Annotated in this window: 17 protein-coding genes; 12 read left to right on the top strand and 5 right to left on the bottom strand. The window is 66.2% G+C overall.

What is annotated here, in order from left to right; translation table 11 throughout:
* Positions 1-170 precede the first annotated feature (170 nt).
* Entirely contained in the window at positions 171-2,561 is a 2,391-nt protein-coding gene (locus XH87_RS23520; protein ID WP_271589076.1) for a bifunctional diguanylate cyclase/phosphodiesterase, read from the bottom strand.
* Positions 2,562-2,885: 324 nt separating this feature from the next.
* Between XH87_RS23520 and XH87_RS23515 the strand changes: the two genes are divergently transcribed.
* Entirely contained in the window at positions 2,886-4,052 is a 1,167-nt protein-coding gene (locus XH87_RS23515) for an ABC transporter substrate-binding protein (protein WP_271589075.1), read from the top strand.
* Positions 4,053-4,189: 137 nt separating this feature from the next.
* On the opposite strand, the gene XH87_RS23510 is transcribed toward XH87_RS23515, so the two are convergent.
* Entirely contained in the window at positions 4,190-4,633 is a 444-nt protein-coding gene (locus XH87_RS23510; RefSeq protein ID WP_271589074.1) for a DoxX family protein, read from the bottom strand.
* Positions 4,634-4,729: 96 nt separating this feature from the next.
* Here XH87_RS23510 and XH87_RS23505 point away from each other — a divergent pair, with 96 nt between their 5' ends.
* The 5 genes from XH87_RS23505 (at position 4,730) to XH87_RS23485 (ending at position 8,646) form a co-directional block, all read left to right on the top strand.
* Complete coding sequence (locus XH87_RS23505) at positions 4,730-5,650, top strand: LysR family transcriptional regulator (protein WP_271589073.1); 921 nt, start codon at positions 4,730-4,732, stop codon at positions 5,648-5,650.
* Between the two features lie 143 nt (positions 5,651-5,793).
* Entirely contained in the window at positions 5,794-7,272 is a 1,479-nt protein-coding gene (locus XH87_RS23500) for a caspase family protein (protein WP_271589072.1), read from the top strand.
* A 46-nt stretch (positions 7,273-7,318) separates the two neighbouring features.
* The gene (locus tag XH87_RS23495; RefSeq protein WP_271589071.1) at positions 7,319-7,690 is read left to right on the top strand and encodes a hypothetical protein; all 372 of its coding nucleotides are present in this window, start codon (positions 7,319-7,321) and stop codon (positions 7,688-7,690) included.
* Positions 7,690-8,019 carry a hypothetical protein gene (locus XH87_RS23490; protein WP_035700422.1) on the top strand — a complete coding sequence of 110 codons (330 nt, stop codon included), beginning with the start codon at positions 7,690-7,692 and terminating at the stop codon, positions 8,017-8,019. Before XH87_RS23495 ends, XH87_RS23490 begins: the two co-directional genes overlap by 1 nt.
* A 408-nt stretch (positions 8,020-8,427) precedes the next feature.
* On the top strand, positions 8,428-8,646 hold the full coding sequence (locus tag XH87_RS23485; protein WP_271589070.1) for a hypothetical protein: 219 nt from the start codon (positions 8,428-8,430) through the stop codon (positions 8,644-8,646).
* Between the two features lie 105 nt (positions 8,647-8,751).
* On the opposite strand, the gene XH87_RS23480 is transcribed toward XH87_RS23485, so the two are convergent.
* Together XH87_RS23480 and XH87_RS23475 are read right to left on the bottom strand one after the other, a co-directional pair.
* A complete protein-coding gene (locus XH87_RS23480) occupies positions 8,752-10,050 on the bottom strand; it encodes a Spy/CpxP family protein refolding chaperone (protein WP_271589069.1) in 1,299 nt (432 codons plus the stop codon).
* A 102-nt stretch (positions 10,051-10,152) separates the two neighbouring features.
* Complete coding sequence (locus XH87_RS23475) at positions 10,153-11,577, bottom strand: FAD-binding oxidoreductase (RefSeq protein ID WP_271589068.1); 1,425 nt, start codon at positions 11,575-11,577, stop codon at positions 10,153-10,155.
* A gap of 83 nt (positions 11,578-11,660) precedes the next feature.
* Between XH87_RS23475 and XH87_RS23470 the strand changes: the two genes are divergently transcribed.
* A complete protein-coding gene (locus XH87_RS23470) occupies positions 11,661-12,167 on the top strand; it encodes a thioesterase family protein (RefSeq protein ID WP_271589067.1) in 507 nt (168 codons plus the stop codon).
* Between the two features lie 59 nt (positions 12,168-12,226).
* Here the strand turns inward: XH87_RS23470 and XH87_RS23465 are convergent, their stop codons facing one another.
* Positions 12,227-12,400 carry a DUF1328 domain-containing protein gene (locus XH87_RS23465; protein WP_035700449.1) on the bottom strand — a complete coding sequence of 58 codons (174 nt, stop codon included), beginning with the start codon at positions 12,398-12,400 and terminating at the stop codon, positions 12,227-12,229.
* Positions 12,401-12,636: 236 nt separating this feature from the next.
* Here XH87_RS23465 and XH87_RS23460 point away from each other — a divergent pair, with 236 nt between their 5' ends.
* The 5 genes from XH87_RS23460 (at position 12,637) to XH87_RS23440 (ending at position 17,392) form a co-directional block, all read left to right on the top strand.
* Positions 12,637-15,231: an ATP-dependent helicase gene (locus tag XH87_RS23460; RefSeq protein WP_271589066.1), complete on the top strand. Its 2,595-nt coding sequence runs from the start codon at positions 12,637-12,639 to the stop codon at positions 15,229-15,231.
* Positions 15,232-15,239: 8 nt separating this feature from the next.
* Positions 15,240-15,530, top strand: a complete 291-nt coding sequence (locus XH87_RS23455; RefSeq protein WP_271589065.1) for a type II toxin-antitoxin system HicB family antitoxin — start codon at positions 15,240-15,242, stop codon at positions 15,528-15,530.
* Between the two features lie 88 nt (positions 15,531-15,618).
* On the top strand, positions 15,619-16,035 hold the full coding sequence (locus tag XH87_RS23450; protein ID WP_271589064.1) for a hypothetical protein: 417 nt from the start codon (positions 15,619-15,621) through the stop codon (positions 16,033-16,035).
* A complete protein-coding gene (locus tag XH87_RS23445) occupies positions 16,035-16,700 on the top strand; it encodes an OmpA family protein (RefSeq protein WP_271589063.1) in 666 nt (221 codons plus the stop codon). Before XH87_RS23450 ends, XH87_RS23445 begins: the two co-directional genes overlap by 1 nt.
* Before the next feature lie 173 nt (positions 16,701-16,873).
* Positions 16,874-17,392, top strand: coding sequence for an Mpo1 family 2-hydroxy fatty acid dioxygenase (locus tag XH87_RS23440; RefSeq protein WP_333909193.1), 519 nt, complete (start codon positions 16,874-16,876; stop codon positions 17,390-17,392).
* Positions 17,393-17,419: the final 27 nt, after the last annotated feature.

The raw sequence follows: 17,419 nt of genomic DNA, 5'->3' as shown, positions 1-17,419 counted from the left end.
CATCCGGGACTGCCCGGGTCAAGCGCTTTTCGCGCATGCCCCTCGAGCGGCAGTGCAATCGCGTACGACGTCAGAGCTCGGGCGCCGAAGCCTCCACAACGTCATGGCCGGGCTTGTCCCGGACAAGCCCGGGCATGACGACCTCTTGTCAAGGACCGAGAGCGTCGCGCTCAGGCGGCGTCGCGCCGTGAAGGTTTGACCGGCGCGTCGAACAGGATCCGCTCGATCGGCTGCGGCCGGCCGAACAGATAGCCTTGCGCAAAATTGATGCCGAGCGCCCTCAGCCGCTCGAACTCCTCGCGGGTCTCGACGCCCTCGGCCGTGACCGACATGTCCAGCCCGCGCGCCAGCGTCACGATTGCGGAGACGATGGCGGAGCTGCGCGGGTGATCCGTGAGGTTGCGGATGAACGACTTGTCGATCTTGATCTTGTCGAACGGGAACGCGGTCAGGTAGCTGAGCGACGAATAGCCGGTGCCGAAATCGTCGAGCGCGAGCTCGATCCCGATGCTCTTCAGCCGCTCCATGAAGGCGTGGTTCTCGACGGCGCGCTCCAGCAGCACGGATTCCGTGATCTCGATCTCCAGCCTCTGCGGCGGCAGGCCGGAATCGGCGAGCGCCGCGCAGATCATTTCGAACAGCTCGGCTTCCTTGAACTGGATCGGCGACAGATTGACGGCGATCATGAGATCGGAGGGCCAGCCGGCGGCGTCCGCGCAGGCGCGCCGCAGCACGAATTCGCCGAGCGGCACGATCAGCCCGGTCTCCTCCGCAAGCGAGATGAACTGGTCCGGCGGGATCAGTCCGCGCGTCGGATGCCGCCAGCGCACGAGCGCCTCGAAGCCGCGCCGTGCGCCGCTGAGGGCGTCGACGAACGGCTGATAATGCACCTCCAGCTGGCACCGTGCGATGGCGTCGCGCAGATCTCCTTCCAGCGTGTTGCGGGCCTCCAGCTCGGCCGACATCGCCTCGTCGTAGATGGTGAAGCAGTTGCGGCCCGCCGATTTCGAACGATAGAGCGCGAGATCCGCCTTCTTCAGGAGCTGCTCCTGATCGCCGCCGTGATCCGGCGCGATCGCGATGCCGATGCTGGTGCCGATCTCGACGCGGTGTCCGGGCAACAGGAACGGCTCGCTCACGAGCTTGGCGATCCGCGCCGCCAGCTCGGTCGAGCAGGCGCGCTGGTCCTCGCCGGCTTCCTGGATGATGGCGAATTCGTCGCCACCGAGCCGCGCCAGCACGTCGTTCGCGCGCATTGCGGATTTCAGCCGCTGCGCCACCTGGCGCAGCAGTGCATCGCCGGCTGCGTGACCGAGGGAGTCGTTGACGTTCTTGAAGCGGTCGAGGTCGAGCATCAGGATCGAGAAGGGCAGGCCCCTCATGCTCAACTGGCTGTTCATCTCGTCGAGCCGGGAGAGGAAGAAGGCGCGGTTCGGCAGTCCGGTGAGTATGTCGGTCTGGGCAAGCTCGAGCACCCGTCGGTTCGCCAGAGACAGCCGCCGCGAATTGCGGCTTGCCAGCATCAGATAGGTCGAGAGCGACAGCGTCAGCAGCATGCCGACGATCAGCACCGCACCCGCGCGATCGTAAGTCGTCGCCAGCGGACCGCCGGCGGTCGGGACCGCCCGCACCTGCCAGTCTGTATCGCCGATCTTGAGACTGCCCGACCAATGCACGGCCTGCATGACGTCCCGAATCGACCGCAGCGGCGTCGCCGCCGACGAGTAATCCGGCAGCGTTTCCTCCAGGCTGACGATCCGCGCGGTGAAGGGCGGGTAGACGTTCATGCTGACCGCGGGGCTTGCCCCGGTGGTCACGCGAATGGACTGGATCAGCAGCGGCAGGTCGAAGATGCCGACCACGAAGCCAGCGAGATTGCGGCGCCGGTCCGCGATCTCCTCGCGCGACGTACCCTTGGCATAGACGGGAATGGCGACGAGGACATCGGACAACCGGCTGCCCTCCTTCGGCTCGAACAGGCGCGTGCGGATGGCTGCGATGCGATCGTTGTCGCGCGCGCGCTCCAACACCGCCCGGCGCTCCGGAACGGTCGCGTAGTCCATGCCGTAGACCGACGAGGTCTTCGGCTGGGTCGAGTAGAACACCGGAAAATATTCATCGCTCTGCGGCGCGACGGCAAAGCCGTCGCCCTCGAGCGACTTGATGCGATAGCCGGACACGCCGTCGGTGATCGCCGCAGCCTCGTATTCGGCGCGTTCCTTGCGGTTGACGCGCGGCAGCCAGGCAATGCGCAGCATGCCGGGATGGCGCTCGAACAGCCGGGCGCTGAAGGTCTCGAATTCGCTGCGGGTGATCTCCTGATTGGTCGATTCGAACAGCGTACGCAGCGCGACCAGCCTGGAAATGTACTCGTTCATGCCGTTCTGCATGACGATCGCTTCGGTTTCGGCCGCGTTCTCGAACTCGATCCTGTTGACGCGATCTTCCCACCGCGCCACGGCGGCAGCGCCGACGACCGAGAACAGAAGGCCGACGCCGACCGCGACGAGCGCAGGGCGATAGAGACCGAGCAGCGGCGCGGCACGCCACCATCCGGTCATACGCCTCCGATCCTGATCGTTCTGATCGCGACCGCCCATCTTGATCCGCAAGTCCCCTCGGTACGGCGACCAGAACTTCTGGTTGAGCCGCCGGTGCGACTATCGGACCAGGATCGGGGTTAAGAACTGCACAATTTCGAAATCGGGGCGCTGCGCATCGCGCGGCTTAGTTAACGATTGCCCTGATAGTTGCGGCAGAGTGGCAGCAACTTGCCGGTTTTACCCGAAGTTTTACGGATCGTCGACGCGGCGCAAATTAGCGTCCTGTTCAGGCCGCAGGACCTATCGTTTTCGCAACGCGTCCCGCATCCGGCAAGCATCCTCATGACACGATCGCCATTCGCGACCTACGTCGGCTTGACCGTCGCATTGCTGGCCGCAGCGATGCTTCCTGCCAAAAGCGACGAAGTCGGCGTCAGCGAGGACGCGATCCTGTTCGGTCAGGCGGCGGCGCTCGAGGGCCCCTCCTCCGCACTCGGCCAGCGCATGCGGCAAGGCATCGTCGCGGCGTTCACGGAGATCAACGCCAAGGGCGGCGTCCACGGCCGCAAGCTCCAGCTCATCAGCCGCGACGACGGCTACGACCCCGACCGCTCCGTGGCGCAGACGCTGCGCCTGATCGAGGACGACAAGGTGTTCGCGCTGATCGGCGCGGTCGGCACACCGACTGCCATCGCGACAATTCCGATCACGAGCTCCAGGAACATTCCCTTCATCGGTCCCTTCAGCGGCGCCGAGTTCCTGCGCGACCTCGAGCTTCCCAACGTCGTCAACATCCGCGCGAGTTATGGCGCGGAGGCCGAGGCCTGGATCAAGCACCTCACCGAGGATCGCAAGTTCACCCGCATCGGCATCTTCTACCAGGACGATTCCTTCGGTCGCGACGGTCTCCTTGGCGTGAAGCGCGCGCTCGCCAGGCGTGGCCTCGAACTCGCCGCCGAAGGCACTTTCGAGCGCAATACCCGCGCGGTCGCCGCGGCCTTGCGGGTGATCAAGCGCGCCGAGCCCGAAGCCATCGTCATGGTCGGCACCTATGGACCCTGCGCGGAATTCATCAAGCTCGCGCATCGCGGCGGTTTTTATCCGACCTTCGTCAACATCTCCTTCGTCGGCGCCAACGCGCTCGCCGGGGAGCTTGGCCCGGACGGCGAAGGCGTCATCGTCTCGCAGGTCGTGCCGTTTCCCTGGGACCGTTCGCTCAAGCTCGTCGCCGACTACCACGCGGCGCAAACGGCATTCGATCCGACGCTGACGCCGGACTTCGTGTCGCTGGAAGGCTACCTCTCCGGCCGCCTCGCTGCCGCGGCGCTGGAAAAAGCCGGACCGAATCCGACGCGCGCGAGCCTGTTGCGCGCCATCAACGATATCGGCCATTTCGACATCAGCGGCAGCATCGTCACCGTCGGCACGCGCATGATCGACACGCCGCCGAAGGTGTTCTTGACGGTGATCCAGAAGGACGGGACGTTCAAGGCGGTGGACCGGCTGTAGGGCCGACCCTTCACGGCCGCCGCGTCCAGCGGTCGGCGATGACGAGCAGGCGCAGCATCAACCGGCCAGATAACCCGCGCAACAAAAGAGCTGCGGACCGTGATCCCGCAGCTCTCGCGATTCAACAATGGCCGATGTCAACGCGAATGCGCGCCGCTCAGCTGGCCGCCCGCCGCCGCGGCATCACGCGAGGGACGCAGTGCGTAGGCGCCGTCGCCGAGCAGCGCTTGCGCCACGAGCGCGATCGCCCAGAAGGCGGGGAATTCCCAGCCGCCCTTCGGATTGGTGAAGAAGAAGCCGGCCGCGCCGTGCACCGAGAAGATCGCGCCGAGCAGGATCGGGATTCCGGCCAGCGCCGCATAGCGGGTCAAGACGCCGAGGATCAGAGCGACGCCGCTGAGGACTTCCACGGTCATGATGAGATAGGCGAGCTCGGGCGGGAAGCCGAGGCTGCCGAAGAACTTTGCGGTGCCAGCCGGGGTGAACACGAAGAGCTTCAGGCTGGCATGGGCGAGGAACAGCGCGCCCAACGTCACGCGCAGCACCAGCGCGGCGTAAGGGGCGGTACGGGAATCGATCATGGTGGGTCTCCTTTGCGTCGCACCATGATCTATTCTCGGATCGACGATAATCTGCTATTTTCGAAATATACTTCATACCAATAGAGTGAGATAGATTTGCTCGATCGCCTGACCAGCCTGGAGGTCTTCGCGAGAGTTGCCGCGGCCGGCAGCCTCTCGGGTGCGGCCCGGGCCATGGGCTTGTCGCAGACCATGGTGACCAAGCATGTCGGCTCGCTGGAGGCGCGGCTCGGCACAAAACTGTTCCACCGCACCACCCGGCGGCTCTCCATCACCGAGGCCGGACGGAGTTATCTGGAATCCGCCGAGCGCATTCTCGCCGACATGGAGGCAGCCGACGCCGCGATCGCACGCGAACGCGTCGAGCCGCGCGGACTGCTGCGCGTCAACGTCCCCGTCGTGTTCGGCACAAGGCAGATTGCGCCTGCGATCGCGGAGTTTTCCGCAGCCCATCCCGAGGTCACGGTCGAGCTCGGTCTCAACGATCGCCTCGTCGACCTTGCCGAAGAAGGCTGGGACCTCGCGATCCGCATCGGCAGCTTGCGCGACTCCAGCATGGTGGCCCGAAAGCTCGCGCCGAACCGCCTCGTGGTCTGTGCCGCACCTTCCTATCTTGCCAAGCACGGCACACCGCGCACCGTCGCCGACCTCGCCGCGCATAATTGCCTCGGCTACACGCTCTCGCAGCAGGCCAGCGCGGCGGAATGGCTGTTCGGCGTCGAGGGCGAGATCCGCGTCCAGGTCAGCGGCACCTTGCGTGCCAACAATGGCGATGCGCTGCGCGCGGCGACGCTGGCCGGCCTCGGCCTCGCGCGACAGCCCACCTTCATCATCGCCGACGATCTTCGCAGCGGCGCGCTCGTGGCCCTCCCGCTCGACCAGCCGGAGATCCAGACTTCGGCGGTGCATGCGGTCTACCTGCCGGACCGCCGCCCGCCGGCCAAGGTGCGCGCCTTCATCGATTTTCTCGCCGCGCGCTTTGCACCTGTGACGCCCTGGGACCGCGGACTGCCGTGACGGCGCACGGCCGGACGCGCCGGCTCCGGCAGACCCACTGCCCGATTTGTCGCAGCCCAACGTGAGCCAGCGCACAGACGGCGTCATGGCGGCATCCTAGAAAGAGTGACATCATCGCGCGCATTGCCGATGGAGGTGACACTATGCGTCGTCGAGTCTTTTCCAATTTCCTGCTCGCATCCGGTCTTCTTGCGCTCGCGCAATTGACGACGCCGACCGATGCCGCAGCCGAAGCACGGCTTGCTCTGGTGATCGGCCAATCCGCCTATCGCACCGTGCCCGAGCTGCCCAACGCCGCCAACGATGCCAAAGGCATGACCGAGCTGCTCGGCCATGCCGGCTTCAGCGTCACCACCGCGGCCAATCTGGCACAGAACGAGATGCGCGCGGCGATCTCGGATTTCGCCGACAAGGTCGGCGCCAGCGGCGCTGACACCGTCGCGCTGGTGTTCTATGCCGGCCATGGCCTCCAGATCGACGGCGAGAACTATCTGGTTCCCGTCGATCTCGACCCCAAGCGCGAGGCCGACATTCCGCTCCAGGGCGTGCGGCTGAACGACCTGCTCAACACGCTCGGCGCGCTGCCGACGCGGGCGCGCATCTTCATGCTCGATGCCTGCCGCAACAATCCGTTCCCGGCGCTGAGCGGCGCCGGCCACGGACTTGCGATCGTGGACACCAAGGCCGGCGCACCCGGCTCCTTCATTTCCTATTCGACCTCGCCCGGCGCCGAAGCCGAGGACGGCAACGGCCTCGACAGCCCCTACACCACGGCGGCGCTGACCATCGCCAAGCAGCCCAATCTGCCGATCGAGGAAGTGTTCAAGCGCATCCGCGTCGCCGTCGCGCAATCGACCGACGGCCGGCAGATCCCCTGGGAGAGTTCGTCACTGACGACCGACTTCAGATTCTTCGGCGAGAGCAGCGGCAGCACGCCCGCTCTTCCCGGCGCATCCGCGATGGCGCTCGCCAGCGGCACGCGCAGCGTCGAGGACTGGCGCAAGACCTTGCAGGGCAAGCCCGCCATGGTCGCCTATGAGCTCGTGATCACCGAGGACACCGTGGAGGCGTATCAGGCCTATATCGAGCTGTACGCACAGGATGCCCGCACGCCGCGCGTGCGCACCGTGCTGGAACGGCGGCGCCAGATGCTGGCCTGGGAGCGCGCCACCGCGATCAACACGCGTGCTTCGTTCGAGGCCTATCTGGCCAACTGGGACAACAGCGACCTGGCTGCAACCGCGCGCCGGCTACTGCTGCGCGTGCAGAACCGCAACTACGCCGTGCCCGTGGCCGCCGCGGCGACGCCCGTCGCGGTCGCGATGGCTCCCACCTGCCCGTGCACGACGCCGTCGCCGCCTGCATCGCCGGTCAATCCGAGCGTCGCGCCCGTCATCAAGAAGCGCGTCGACCAGACCCCGCCGAAGCGAAAGGTGGTCCAGACGCCGCCCAAGCGACGACCGCCGTCTGACCAGGTGATCTACGAGCGCGCGCCGCCACCGGATCGCGGCCCGCCGCCCGAAGCTGTCATGCAAGGCATCGGCGTCGGTGTTGGTATCGGCCTCGGCATGGGAATGGGCGGCCGCGGCGGAGACAATTATGGCGGCGGATACCGCAGATAGCCGAGGTGCGGCGCGCGGCGGCGCTTGAACAATAATCCAAAGCGCGATGACGCCCAATCTCATCGCGCTTTGGACGTTAGGCACCGCCGGCTCGGAACGGACCGTTTCTGTTGCTGCTGCGCGCGACGGGCTGAGTCTGCGCAGCCGTACCGAAGCGCTCCACCGCGACCGTCAGCTGCGACAGCGGCCTGATTTCGTGGCGAACCGCCCGATCATCTTCCACGATCATGATCGTCCGCTTGTCCATGACGACGATCCGTCGATCAATGCGTCGGCGGCAACAAGGCGGCGCGCCGCCGTTACAAGACGTTACAAATCGAGGTTCGCCCGCAATATCGCGGCAAAGAGGCGCGGCAAGAGTGTCCCCATGCGGCGCGGCCGGACTGTTGCCGGCGCGCTCTTTCGAGGGAGAAACTGATGAGACGTATCCTGGCTTCGGCCTCACTCGCAGCCGCCCTGGCCGCGGCCGGCGTATCCGAGGCAAACGCCTGGGTCCGCACCGGCACCGTCACGACCGGGCGCGGCACCTACTACGGCAGCGCCAGCGGCGGCTGCGCCGGCGGCACCTGCTCGCGCTCGATCTCCGTAACCGGGCCGAACGGAGGTACGGTCTCGCGAACCGGCAGCATCACGCGCGTCGGCCCTCATGCCTACCACTACACGCGCACCACAACCGGCCCGTACGGCAACAGCGTGACACGTCGCGGCACAGTCGTGGCCTATCCGTTCTACGGATACCGCTACTGATCCGCACGCCGCGGCCGCCGGCTGATTTCCAGCCCCCGGGTCCGGCCGGCGGCCGCAAACCTCGTTCAACCTGGAAGATGGATTCCAAATGACAAGACTGACGATCATGGCGGCGGCCGCCGCAGCGGCGCTGGCCGCAGGCTCGGCTGCGTACGGCTTTCCGCCCACCCCTCACCTCGCTCCCGACGATCTGATCCGGGTGAGCGGCGGATGTGAACCCGGCTGGCATCTCACCCCCAATGGACTGTGTCGGCGCGACGCCATTCCCTATGCGTATCGGCCCTACGCCTACGTGATCCCTCCCCATGCCGGCCGCTGCTGGTGGACTGCCACGCCCCTGGGCGTTCGGAGGGTCTGCGCATGGTGAGAGCTCCAAGCTTGCATCAGCTGAGACGCGCGGCCGCTGCAATGCTGATTGCGGCGGTCGCAGCCGCGTCCGCGTCTTCCGCACAGGCGCAGCGACAGCAGATACGCCAAGCCTGCACTGCCGACATGCGGGCGTTGTGCTCTGGCATCATGCCCGGATCAGGGCGCATCAAGCAGTGCATGATCGACAAATTCGATCGGCTTTCGGAGGGCTGCAAGAGCGCGCTCAAGGCGGCGCAGGCGCAGTCACCCAAGCAATAGACCCAGGCGGCGAAACCTGGAGCTGTTGTTGCCCGAGCGGTATATTGAACCGGACCGCGATGACGAGGCGGTTTTCCTCGCCATATGGGTTGGCTCTCGGCTCTTTCAGGACATGCGGCGCGGCCCGATCGCCTCGAACTGCGCCTTCTGCTCGTCGTTCAGCGTGGCGTAGAAATCATCGAGCGCCGCGCGCACCGACTTGATCCCGTCCAGCATCGCGTCGAGGCGCTTGCGGATCGCGGCCATGCGTGCCGGCGGTGTCATCACGTTGTTGGGCTCGCAGGCCGCCTTGAGCGATGCGCTGACTTTGGCGCTGGTGTCCTGGAGCACCTGGAGCGCCGCGCGCTGGGTATCGTTGGGACGAAGTCTTTCTTCGATCGCGGCGCCGGGCCAATCGAACGCGGCGGACGCGCCGCAATCCTGCACGAACGATCCGCTCGCATTGTTCGCAGCCGTGGCACGACGCTGATCGTCAGCCAGTGCGTTGAAGCGCGCCTTCTGCTCGTCGGTGAGCGAACCATAGAACGTCTCGAGCGCGGGCTGGACCAGATCGACCGCCCTCTGCATGGCTTCGACGCGCAGCTGCATCGCCGCGAGCCGGCCCGGGGCCGTCGCTGCGGCCTGCGTCGGACAGGACGCGCGGATCAGCGCCGCCGCGTCGATCGAGGCGTTGCCGAGCGCATCGAGAGCGGCGCCTTCCGCATCCCTCGGCTGCACCGCGGCTGCAATCTGATCGATCGGCAGACCGACGATGGCACGGCGGTCGCTGCCGCAGAGCTGATCGAGCGGCGCGCTGCGCGCCCGCCGTCGTCCCTGCGGCTGCTGTGGCAGATAGGCCGACAGGCGATCATAACCGTAGGGACCGAAGATGCCGGCATAGATGTCCGGATAGCCGTAGCCCCAGAAGCCGAGCCCGTCGCCCCAGATCGCGTAATCGTAAAGATCGTTATAGGCGAACGGCCAGAATAGCGGTCCGACCCAGCCATAGCCGCCGCCCGCATGCTGCCACCATCCGCTGCTTGCGCCGCTCCAGCCGGCAAGTGCGGCCGCCGCGGCGATCTGCGCACGGGCCGCCGGATTGCTGATCAGCCGGCCGTTCCGGAATGCGCTGGCGTTCAGGGCATTGCGGAAGTTCGCCGGCCGTATCGCGGCATTGCGGATCCGACCGAAGTTCGGGCCGCCGCGTCGGGCGCCGGTTGTGAACCGCATTCCGCGATGATGGCCGCCGCCATGCGCATGCCCGCCGCCGTGCCCGCGCAAATGGCCGCCACCGTGATGCCCGCCGCCGTGCCCGCCTCCGTGTCCACCTCCATGGCCCCCGCCATGTCCGCCCCTGGCCAGCGCCGCACCCGCCAGCATGCAGGCAAAGGCCACCGCGGCAATTCCAATGACCGGTCGCACCATCGCAGCCTCCCGCGCACAGCCCTGCCATCGAGGCATTGCAACTTCGCGGAAGTTGGAACCGGCGAGATTACCGAAAGTTCCCGATACCTTGCGGCGCAGGCCTTAGGCCCCCGGCACGATCTTGCCGGGGTTGAAGATGTTGAGCGGATCGAGCGCCTTCTTCAGCGCCCGCATCGCATCGAGCGCCTCGGGGCCGAGCTCCGCCTCGAGATATTTCTGCTTGCCCTGGCCGATGCCGTGCTCGCCGGTGCAGGTGCCGTCCATCGCCTGCGCGCGCTCGACCAGGCGATGCATGAACTCCTCGCCGCGCGCCATCTCGTTCGCATCGTTGGTGTCGCAGACCAGCGAGCAGTGGAAATTGCCGTCGCCGACGTGGCCGACGATCGGCGACAGCAGGTTGAGACGCTTGAGATCCTCCTCGGTCTCGCTGACACAATCGGCGAGCCGCGAAATCGGCACACAGACGTCGGTCGCGACCACGCCGATGCTGTCGCCGGGGCGCAGCGCCTTCACGGACCAATAGGCGTCGTGCCGCGCCTGCCACAGCTTGGTGCGGTCCTCCGGCTTGGTGGTCCAGGAGAAGTCGCCGCCGCCGCACTCCTTCGCGATCTCGCCGAAGGCCTTGGACTGCTCGCCGACCTCGATCTCGCTGCCGTGGAATTCCATCAGCAAGAGCGGCGCCTCGGGCAGCGTCAGCTTCGAATAGGCGTTGCAGGCCTTGACCTGCGCCGCATTGAGCAACTCGATACGCGCGACGGGAATGCCGGTCTGGATCGCCAGGATCACGGCCTGGCAGGCGCCGTGCACGGTCCCGAACGAGACTGCGCCTGCCGCGATCGTCTCGGGGATGCCGCGCAGGCGAATGGTCAATTCCGAGATGATGCCGAGCGTGCCTTCGGCGCCGACGAACAGATGCGTGAGGTCGTAGCCCGCAGACGATTTCTTCGCGCGCGTGCCGGTCGTGATGATCTCGCCGTCGCCGCGCACCACCTTCAGCGCCAGCACGCTGTCGCGCATGGTGCCGTAGCGCACCGCATTGGTGCCGGAGGCGCGGGTCGAGGCCATGCCGCCGAGCGAGGCGTCCGCGCCGGGATCGATCGGGAAGAACAGGCCCTGGTCGCGCAGATGCTCGTTCAGCGCCTTGCGGGTGACGCCGGGCTGGATCACGCAGTCGAGATCCTCGGCATGGACCGCCAGCACCTTGTTCATGTCGCGCAGGTCGATCGAGATGCCGCCGGCCGGCGCGTTGACCTGGCCCTCGAGCGAGGTGCCGGTGCCGAAGGCAATGACCGGCACGCGATGTTTCGCGCAGATCCGCACCACGTCCTGGATGTCGGCCGTCTCCTGCGCCATCACCACGCCGTCCGGCGGCTGGTTGACGATCCACGTGGTGGTATGGCCGTGCTGCTCGCGCACGGCCTGCGAGGTGATGAGGCGGTTGCCGAAGCGTGCGGCAAGCTGCTCCAGCGCGCTCGCGAGGGCTTTCGGCTCCGGCCGCGGCGGACTATTGGTGATGGTCGTACCCACGGAATTCCTCCCGACAGAAGAACCGTGGCAAAGGACAGAACGCCGGTCAAGTCAAGCGACCGGACGCATAGCTGGAAGGAAACATGCCGGAGACTGCCGCATCAAGGCCCAAAGCCGCGCCGTTCCGCGCCTCGATCATGCAGATCGAGCCGCAATGGATCGACTATAACGGCCATCTCAACATGGCCTACTACAACGTGATGTTCGACCGCGCGATCGACCAGCTGTGGCTCGAGCTCGGGATCGGGCCGACTTACATGAAGGAGCGAGGCGGCTCGACCTTCACCGCCGAATGCCACGTCCGGTACTTGCGCGAGATCCACCTCGGCGATCCCGTGCAGATCTTCGTCTGGCTGCTGGAGGCCGACGACAAGCGGCTGCATACGTTCGAGGAGATGCGGCATGCGACCGAAGGCTGGTTGTCGGCCACATCCGAGAACATGTCGCTGCACATGGACATGAATGTGCGCCGCGTTGCGCCGTTTCCGCCTGATATCCAGCAGCGCATCGCGGCCGTGACTCGCGCCCACAGCGCGGTGCCGCGACCCGAGGGCATTGGCCGCAACGTGGCGATGCCCTCGAAGCGGTAGCAACCACGTCTGCCGCTTGTGTTCACCTCTCCCCAGCGGGGAGAGGTGAACACGCTGCGCTAGACCCTGGTGCGGCCGCGGGCAAGGCCGACGACGGCCGAGACCAGGAAGAGAACAACTGCGATGAAGAAGATGATCTTGGCGATCTCGATCGAAGCGCCGGCGATGCCGCCAAAGCCCAGGATGCCGGCGATCAGTGCGATAACCAGAAACGTCACAACCCAGCCTAGCATGGTCAAACCCTCGTCTTGATGTTGTCTGCCTCGACGCGGCTTGCCGCGCCACCTGCCCTGACAATCTCGACGCGGGAACGATGGTTCCGGCTCGCGCGGGAGCGAAATTCGTGGTCCTTGCAGGAACAAATCGGCCTGCCGCGCACGTGGAAAACCCTGTCCCGGCGACCCATATAGGCAGCAATCCCTGTTAAGAAGGCTCCCTCCCGTCACCCCGCGGTGCCATCGTGGGGCCAATGATTCGCATGACCGAGCCGAGCAAGATCACAGGCGTACCCGACCACCAGCCCGCAGCAGGCGGCATCGCCGCGCGTGCGCGCGCCGCGGTGGGCCCCAAATACCTCTCCGGGCTCAATCCGGAGCAGCGCGAGGCCGTGGAGACATTGGACGGCCCGGTCCTGGTGCTGGCCGGCGCCGGCACCGGCAAGACGCGCGTCTTGACCACGCGCATCGCCCATATCCTGAGCCAGGGCCGCGCGCGCCCCGCCGATATCCTGTCGGTGACCTTCACCAACAAGGCCGCGCGCGAGATGAAGCACCGGCTCGGCCAGATGCTCGGCCACGCCGTGGAAGGCATGCCGTGGCTCGGCACCTTTCACTCCATCGGCGGCCGCATCCTGCGCTTCCATGCCGAGCTGGCGCAGCTCAAGTCGAACTTCACCGTGCTCGACGTCGACGACCAAGTCCGGCTGCTCAAGCAGCTGCTGCAGGCCGAGAACATCGACGACAAGCGCTGGCCGGCACGCATGCTCGCCGGACTGATCGACGGCTGGAAGAACCGCGGCCTGATGCCCTCGCAAGTGCCGTCGGGCGAGGCCGCGGTGTTCGCCAACGGCAAGGGCGGCAAGCTCTATGCGAGCTACCAGGAGCGGCTGAAGATCCTGAACGCGGCCGATTTCGGCGATCTCCTGCTGGAGAACATCCGGATCTTCCGCGAGCACCCGGATATCCTGCGGCAGTACCAGCAGCGCTTCAAATACATCCTGGTCGACGAATACCAGGACACCAACGTCGCGCAATATCTGTGGCTGCGGCTGCTGTCGCAGGCGCCGGCGAAGCCAGCTCCGCCTACCGTCATTCCGGGGCGGCTCGAAGAGCTGAATCCGGAATCCGGAGATGAGTCCTCAGCTCTAGATTCCGGGTCTGCGCCTGCGGCGCATCCCGGAATGACGGAGCGGGCGGCGCTGGCGGCTGCTTCTGCGGCGCCCACCAAGAACATCTGCTGCGTCGGCGACGACGACCAGTCGATCTATGGCTGGCGCGGCGCCGAGGTCGACAACATCCTACGCTTCGAGCACGATTTCCCCGGCGCGAAAGTCATTCGCCTGGAGCGCAACTACCGCTCGACCGGCCACATCCTCGCCGCCGCCTCGCATCTGATCGCGCACAATGAAGGCCGGCTCGGCAAGACGCTGCGCACCGAGGACCAGGACGGCGAGAAGGTCACCGTCACGGGCTCCTGGGATTCCGAAGAGGAAGCCCGCGGCATCGGCGAGGAGATCGAGCAGCTGCAGCGCCAGGGCGAGAAGCTCAACGAGATCGCGATCCTGGTGCGCGCCTCCTACCAGATGCGCGAGTTCGAAGACCGTTTCGTCACGCTCGGGCTGCCCTATCGCGTCATCGGCGGCCCGCGCTTCTACGAGCGCGCCGAGATCCGCGACGCGCTGGCGTACTTGCGCGTCATCAATTCGCCCGCCGACGATCTCGCCTTCGAGCGCATCATCAATGTGCCCAAGCGGGGCCTCGGCGATGCCACCGTTCAGATGTTGCATGACCACGCCCGCAAGCGCCGCATTCCCTTGTTCGAGGCGGCCCGCGCGGTGGTCGAGACCGACGAGCTTAAGCCGAAGGCGCGCGGCTCGCTTCGCGAGGTCGTCGCCCAGTTCGAGCGCTGGCGCGCCCAGCGCGAGGTCACCGCGCACACCGATCTCGCACAGATCGTGCTCGACGAGAGCGGCTATACCGAGATGTGGCAGAAGGACCGCTCGGCGGACGCCGCGGGCCGGCTGGAGAACCTGAAAGAACTCGTGCGCTCGATGGAGGAGTTCGAGAACCTGCAGGGATTCCTGGAGCACATCTCGCTGGTGATGGACCGCGAGGGCGGCGCCGAGGACGAAGCCGTCTCGCTGATGACGCTGCATTCGGCCAAGGGCCTCGAATTCGACAACGTGTTCCTGCCCGGCTGGGAGGAAGGCCTGTTCCCGAGCCAGCGCACGCTGGACGAACAGGGCCGCGCCGGCCTCGAGGAAGAACGCCGGCTCGGCCATGTCGGCCTGACCCGGGCGCGCCGCCGCGCCATGATCTATTTCGCGACCAACCGGCGGATTCACGGCACCTGGTCGACCACGATCCCCTCGCGCTTCCTCGACGAATTGCCCGCGGCCAATGTCGAGATCACGGAGTCCAAGGGCGGTTCGGCCTGGGGCGGCACCGGCGGCTACGGCGCCTCGCGCTTCGACGACATGGAGGCATTCGGCTCCAGCTACACGACGCCTGGCTGGCAGCGCGCGCAGGCCAACCGCAATCGCGGCGGCGGCGGCAGAAGCGGCGGCCGGGGCGGCTTCGAGGAAGAGGCCGCGACGTTCTCATCGTCATCATCCGGCCCGGATTTCGGCAGCTTCTCCTCCCGCCGCCGCGGCCCCCTGACGATCGAGGGCGAGCTGGTCGCCAAATCCACCGGCACGACGTCCGAATTCTCGCTCGAAGACCGTGTCTTCCACCAGAAATTCGGCTACGGGCGCATCACCAAGATCGACGGCAACAAGCTCACCATCGCCTTCGACAAGGCCGGCGAGAAGAAGGTCGTGGACAGTTTCGTGCAGCGGGCGTGAGGCGCGATATGGCTCAGTACGTTGCCATCATCGAGAACGCCGGCCCGGACGAGGCCGTTGGCGTCTGGTTTCCGGACCTGCCCGGCTGCTTCTCCGGCGGCGACGAGGCCGACGAGGCCCTGGAGAACGCGTCCGAGGCGCTCGCGCTCTACGCGCAGGACCTGATTGAGGACGGCCGCCAGCTTCCCCCACCGAGGACGCTCGCCGAGGTCGAGGCCGACCCGGAATTTGCGGACGACCTCAGGAACCACACCGCCCTCCTGATCGAATGGCCTCCCCGCACCGACGCCGCGGAGTGAGGACTGATCGCCGCACTTGCCGGACTCTCGACAGTTCTCCCCCGAACGCCACTTGACCACCGCGAACTTCCCCGTATCAGATAAACCCATGGTCCGGGGCTCCATCACGCTGATCCTGCTTGCATTGGGGATGCCGTCGCTTGCGGCGGCGGAGACCATGAGCTTTGGCGATTCGATCGGAAAGCTGGCGGCGAGCTGCGGCGCGGAAATCGTCGCCAATTGCCGCGGCGTCAATCCGGACTCGACCCGTCTGAAGGAGTGCCTGTCGCGCAACCGCGACGTGCTATCGCCGCAGTGCGCGAGCGATTATCTCGGCGTCTTCGACGCGATTCAGAAGCGCGTCGCCGCGCGCGTCACGGTGGCAAATGCGTGCCAGCGCGAGATCGTCAAGGTCTGCGGCGGCTCGACCAAGGAGACCAGCAAGTCGGTCCCCTGCCTGGTGTCGACGCCCAAGGGCATCAGCAACAACTGCCTGAAGGCCGTCGACGACGCGGGGTATCGCTGATGCGCGCGAAGGGGCTCGCCACCGCAAGATTGGGCATCGCGCTGGGCTTCGTGGTGCTCGCGAGCGCGGCACGCGCGCAGACGGCGGCGCCGACCCGCGACGACATCGTCGGCAAGCTCAACCATTTCGAAGAAGCCGCCGAGTTCGATCTGCCCGCGCTGAAGCAGCAGGTGATGGAGCGTGCCAAGACCAGGATCAAGAACGATCCGGGCCCCGTGAACCGGCCACTGATCGCGCCCGACCTCGCCAAGCTGCCCGCCTTCAATGCACAGATCCAGTTCGACGCCGACACCCCGATCATCCAGCCGGCGTCCTACCAGACCGTCGGCCGGATCGCTGATGCGCTGGTGCATTCCTCGCTGCTGCCCTACACCTTCCTGATCGTCGGCCATGTCGAATCCAACTCGAAGACGCGCGAGGCCAATGCGATCCTGAGCCAGCGCCGGGCCGATGCGATCCGCGACGTGCTGGTGAACACGTTCAAGATCTCGACCAAGCGGCTGCATCCGATCGGCCTCGGCGAGGAGCAGCTTCTTGACCGGGCCAAGCCGACCTCGGCCGTCAACGGGCAGCTGCAGATCCTGACCTATGCCAGGCTGCCGGAGGAGCCGCATCCGGCTGCGGCACCTGCGCCTGCGGCGAAAAAGCCCGCCAAAAAGCGGTGAGCGAACGCGGTTCCACGGCGAACGGAACCCTTTGAAGCGCTGGCGTTTTGCAGCCTGTCCCGGGGCGCGCCAGCACAGCTTGGCGCGACAAAAGTGCCGGTTTGTGCACCGCCGGGTCCAGTGCTATAGCCTCTGTTCGCCCTTCCCCCGACCCCGTGCTGCATGAGACCGAAATGGGTGGCTTTTTTCAGCGCCAACTTGCCGTCTACGTCGAGTACCATCGCGATCCCCGGAATACGGCGATGCATGTGGTCGGCATTTTGTTGCTGTTCACCGGCGCCGTGCTGCCGCTGACGCTGGTCAAGCTTCCGCTGCTCGGTTTCAACGTCAGCCTGGCGGTGATCCTGGCCTTGCCGGTATTGATCTATTGGCTGCTGCTCGACGCGGCGCTCGGGCTCGGCATTCTGGCCGTTTCTATCGTGCTGTTTTCGGTTGCGACGACAATTGCGGCGCAAGTCAGCACCGCGACGATGTGGGCGATTTTCGCCACGCTGGTCGTGCTCGGCCTCGCCGCGCAGACCATCGGCCACAAGGTTTTTGAGGGCCGCGAGGCCTCGTTGTTCACTTTTCCCTCGCATCTTTTGCTTGGACCGATGTTCGTGATGGCGAAATTATTCATCGCATTGGGCTTCCGTCGCGACCTTGCCGCGATTCTGGCGCCTCTTCCGGCCAGTTCCCTTTCAACCCAATAGCTCTAGAAGCGAAACAGCAACCTTCTG

This window comes from Bradyrhizobium sp. CCBAU 53415 (assembly GCF_028128735.1).
Taxonomy (GTDB): domain Bacteria; phylum Pseudomonadota; class Alphaproteobacteria; order Rhizobiales; family Xanthobacteraceae; genus Bradyrhizobium.
This window is presented reverse-complemented; position numbering and strand designations above follow the sequence as displayed.

Excerpts from the sequence above, each read along its gene's own strand:
- XH87_RS23520 (WP_271589076.1), bottom strand. The coding sequence starts at position 2,561 with ATGACCGGATGGTGGCGTGCCGCGCCGCTGCTCGGTCTCTATCGCCCT.
- XH87_RS23515 (WP_271589075.1), top strand. The coding sequence starts at position 2,886 with ATGACACGATCGCCATTCGCGACCTACGTCGGCTTGACCGTCGCATTG.
- XH87_RS23510 (WP_271589074.1), bottom strand. The coding sequence starts at position 4,633 with ATGATCGATTCCCGTACCGCCCCTTACGCCGCGCTGGTGCTGCGCGTG.
- XH87_RS23500 (WP_271589072.1), top strand. The coding sequence starts at position 5,794 with ATGCGTCGTCGAGTCTTTTCCAATTTCCTGCTCGCATCCGGTCTTCTT.
- XH87_RS23495 (WP_271589071.1), top strand. The coding sequence starts at position 7,319 with ATGACGCCCAATCTCATCGCGCTTTGGACGTTAGGCACCGCCGGCTCG.
- XH87_RS23490 (WP_035700422.1), top strand. The coding sequence starts at position 7,690 with ATGAGACGTATCCTGGCTTCGGCCTCACTCGCAGCCGCCCTGGCCGCG.
- XH87_RS23485 (WP_271589070.1), top strand. The coding sequence starts at position 8,428 with ATGCTGATTGCGGCGGTCGCAGCCGCGTCCGCGTCTTCCGCACAGGCG.
- XH87_RS23480 (WP_271589069.1), bottom strand. The coding sequence starts at position 10,050 with ATGGTGCGACCGGTCATTGGAATTGCCGCGGTGGCCTTTGCCTGCATG.
- XH87_RS23470 (WP_271589067.1), top strand. The coding sequence starts at position 11,661 with ATGCCGGAGACTGCCGCATCAAGGCCCAAAGCCGCGCCGTTCCGCGCC.
- XH87_RS23465 (WP_035700449.1), bottom strand. The coding sequence starts at position 12,400 with ATGCTAGGCTGGGTTGTGACGTTTCTGGTTATCGCACTGATCGCCGGC.
- XH87_RS23460 (WP_271589066.1), top strand. The coding sequence starts at position 12,637 with ATGATTCGCATGACCGAGCCGAGCAAGATCACAGGCGTACCCGACCAC.
- XH87_RS23455 (WP_271589065.1), top strand. The coding sequence starts at position 15,240 with ATGGCTCAGTACGTTGCCATCATCGAGAACGCCGGCCCGGACGAGGCC.
- XH87_RS23450 (WP_271589064.1), top strand. The coding sequence starts at position 15,619 with ATGGTCCGGGGCTCCATCACGCTGATCCTGCTTGCATTGGGGATGCCG.
- XH87_RS23445 (WP_271589063.1), top strand. The coding sequence starts at position 16,035 with ATGCGCGCGAAGGGGCTCGCCACCGCAAGATTGGGCATCGCGCTGGGC.
- XH87_RS23440 (WP_333909193.1), top strand. The coding sequence starts at position 16,874 with ATGGGTGGCTTTTTTCAGCGCCAACTTGCCGTCTACGTCGAGTACCAT.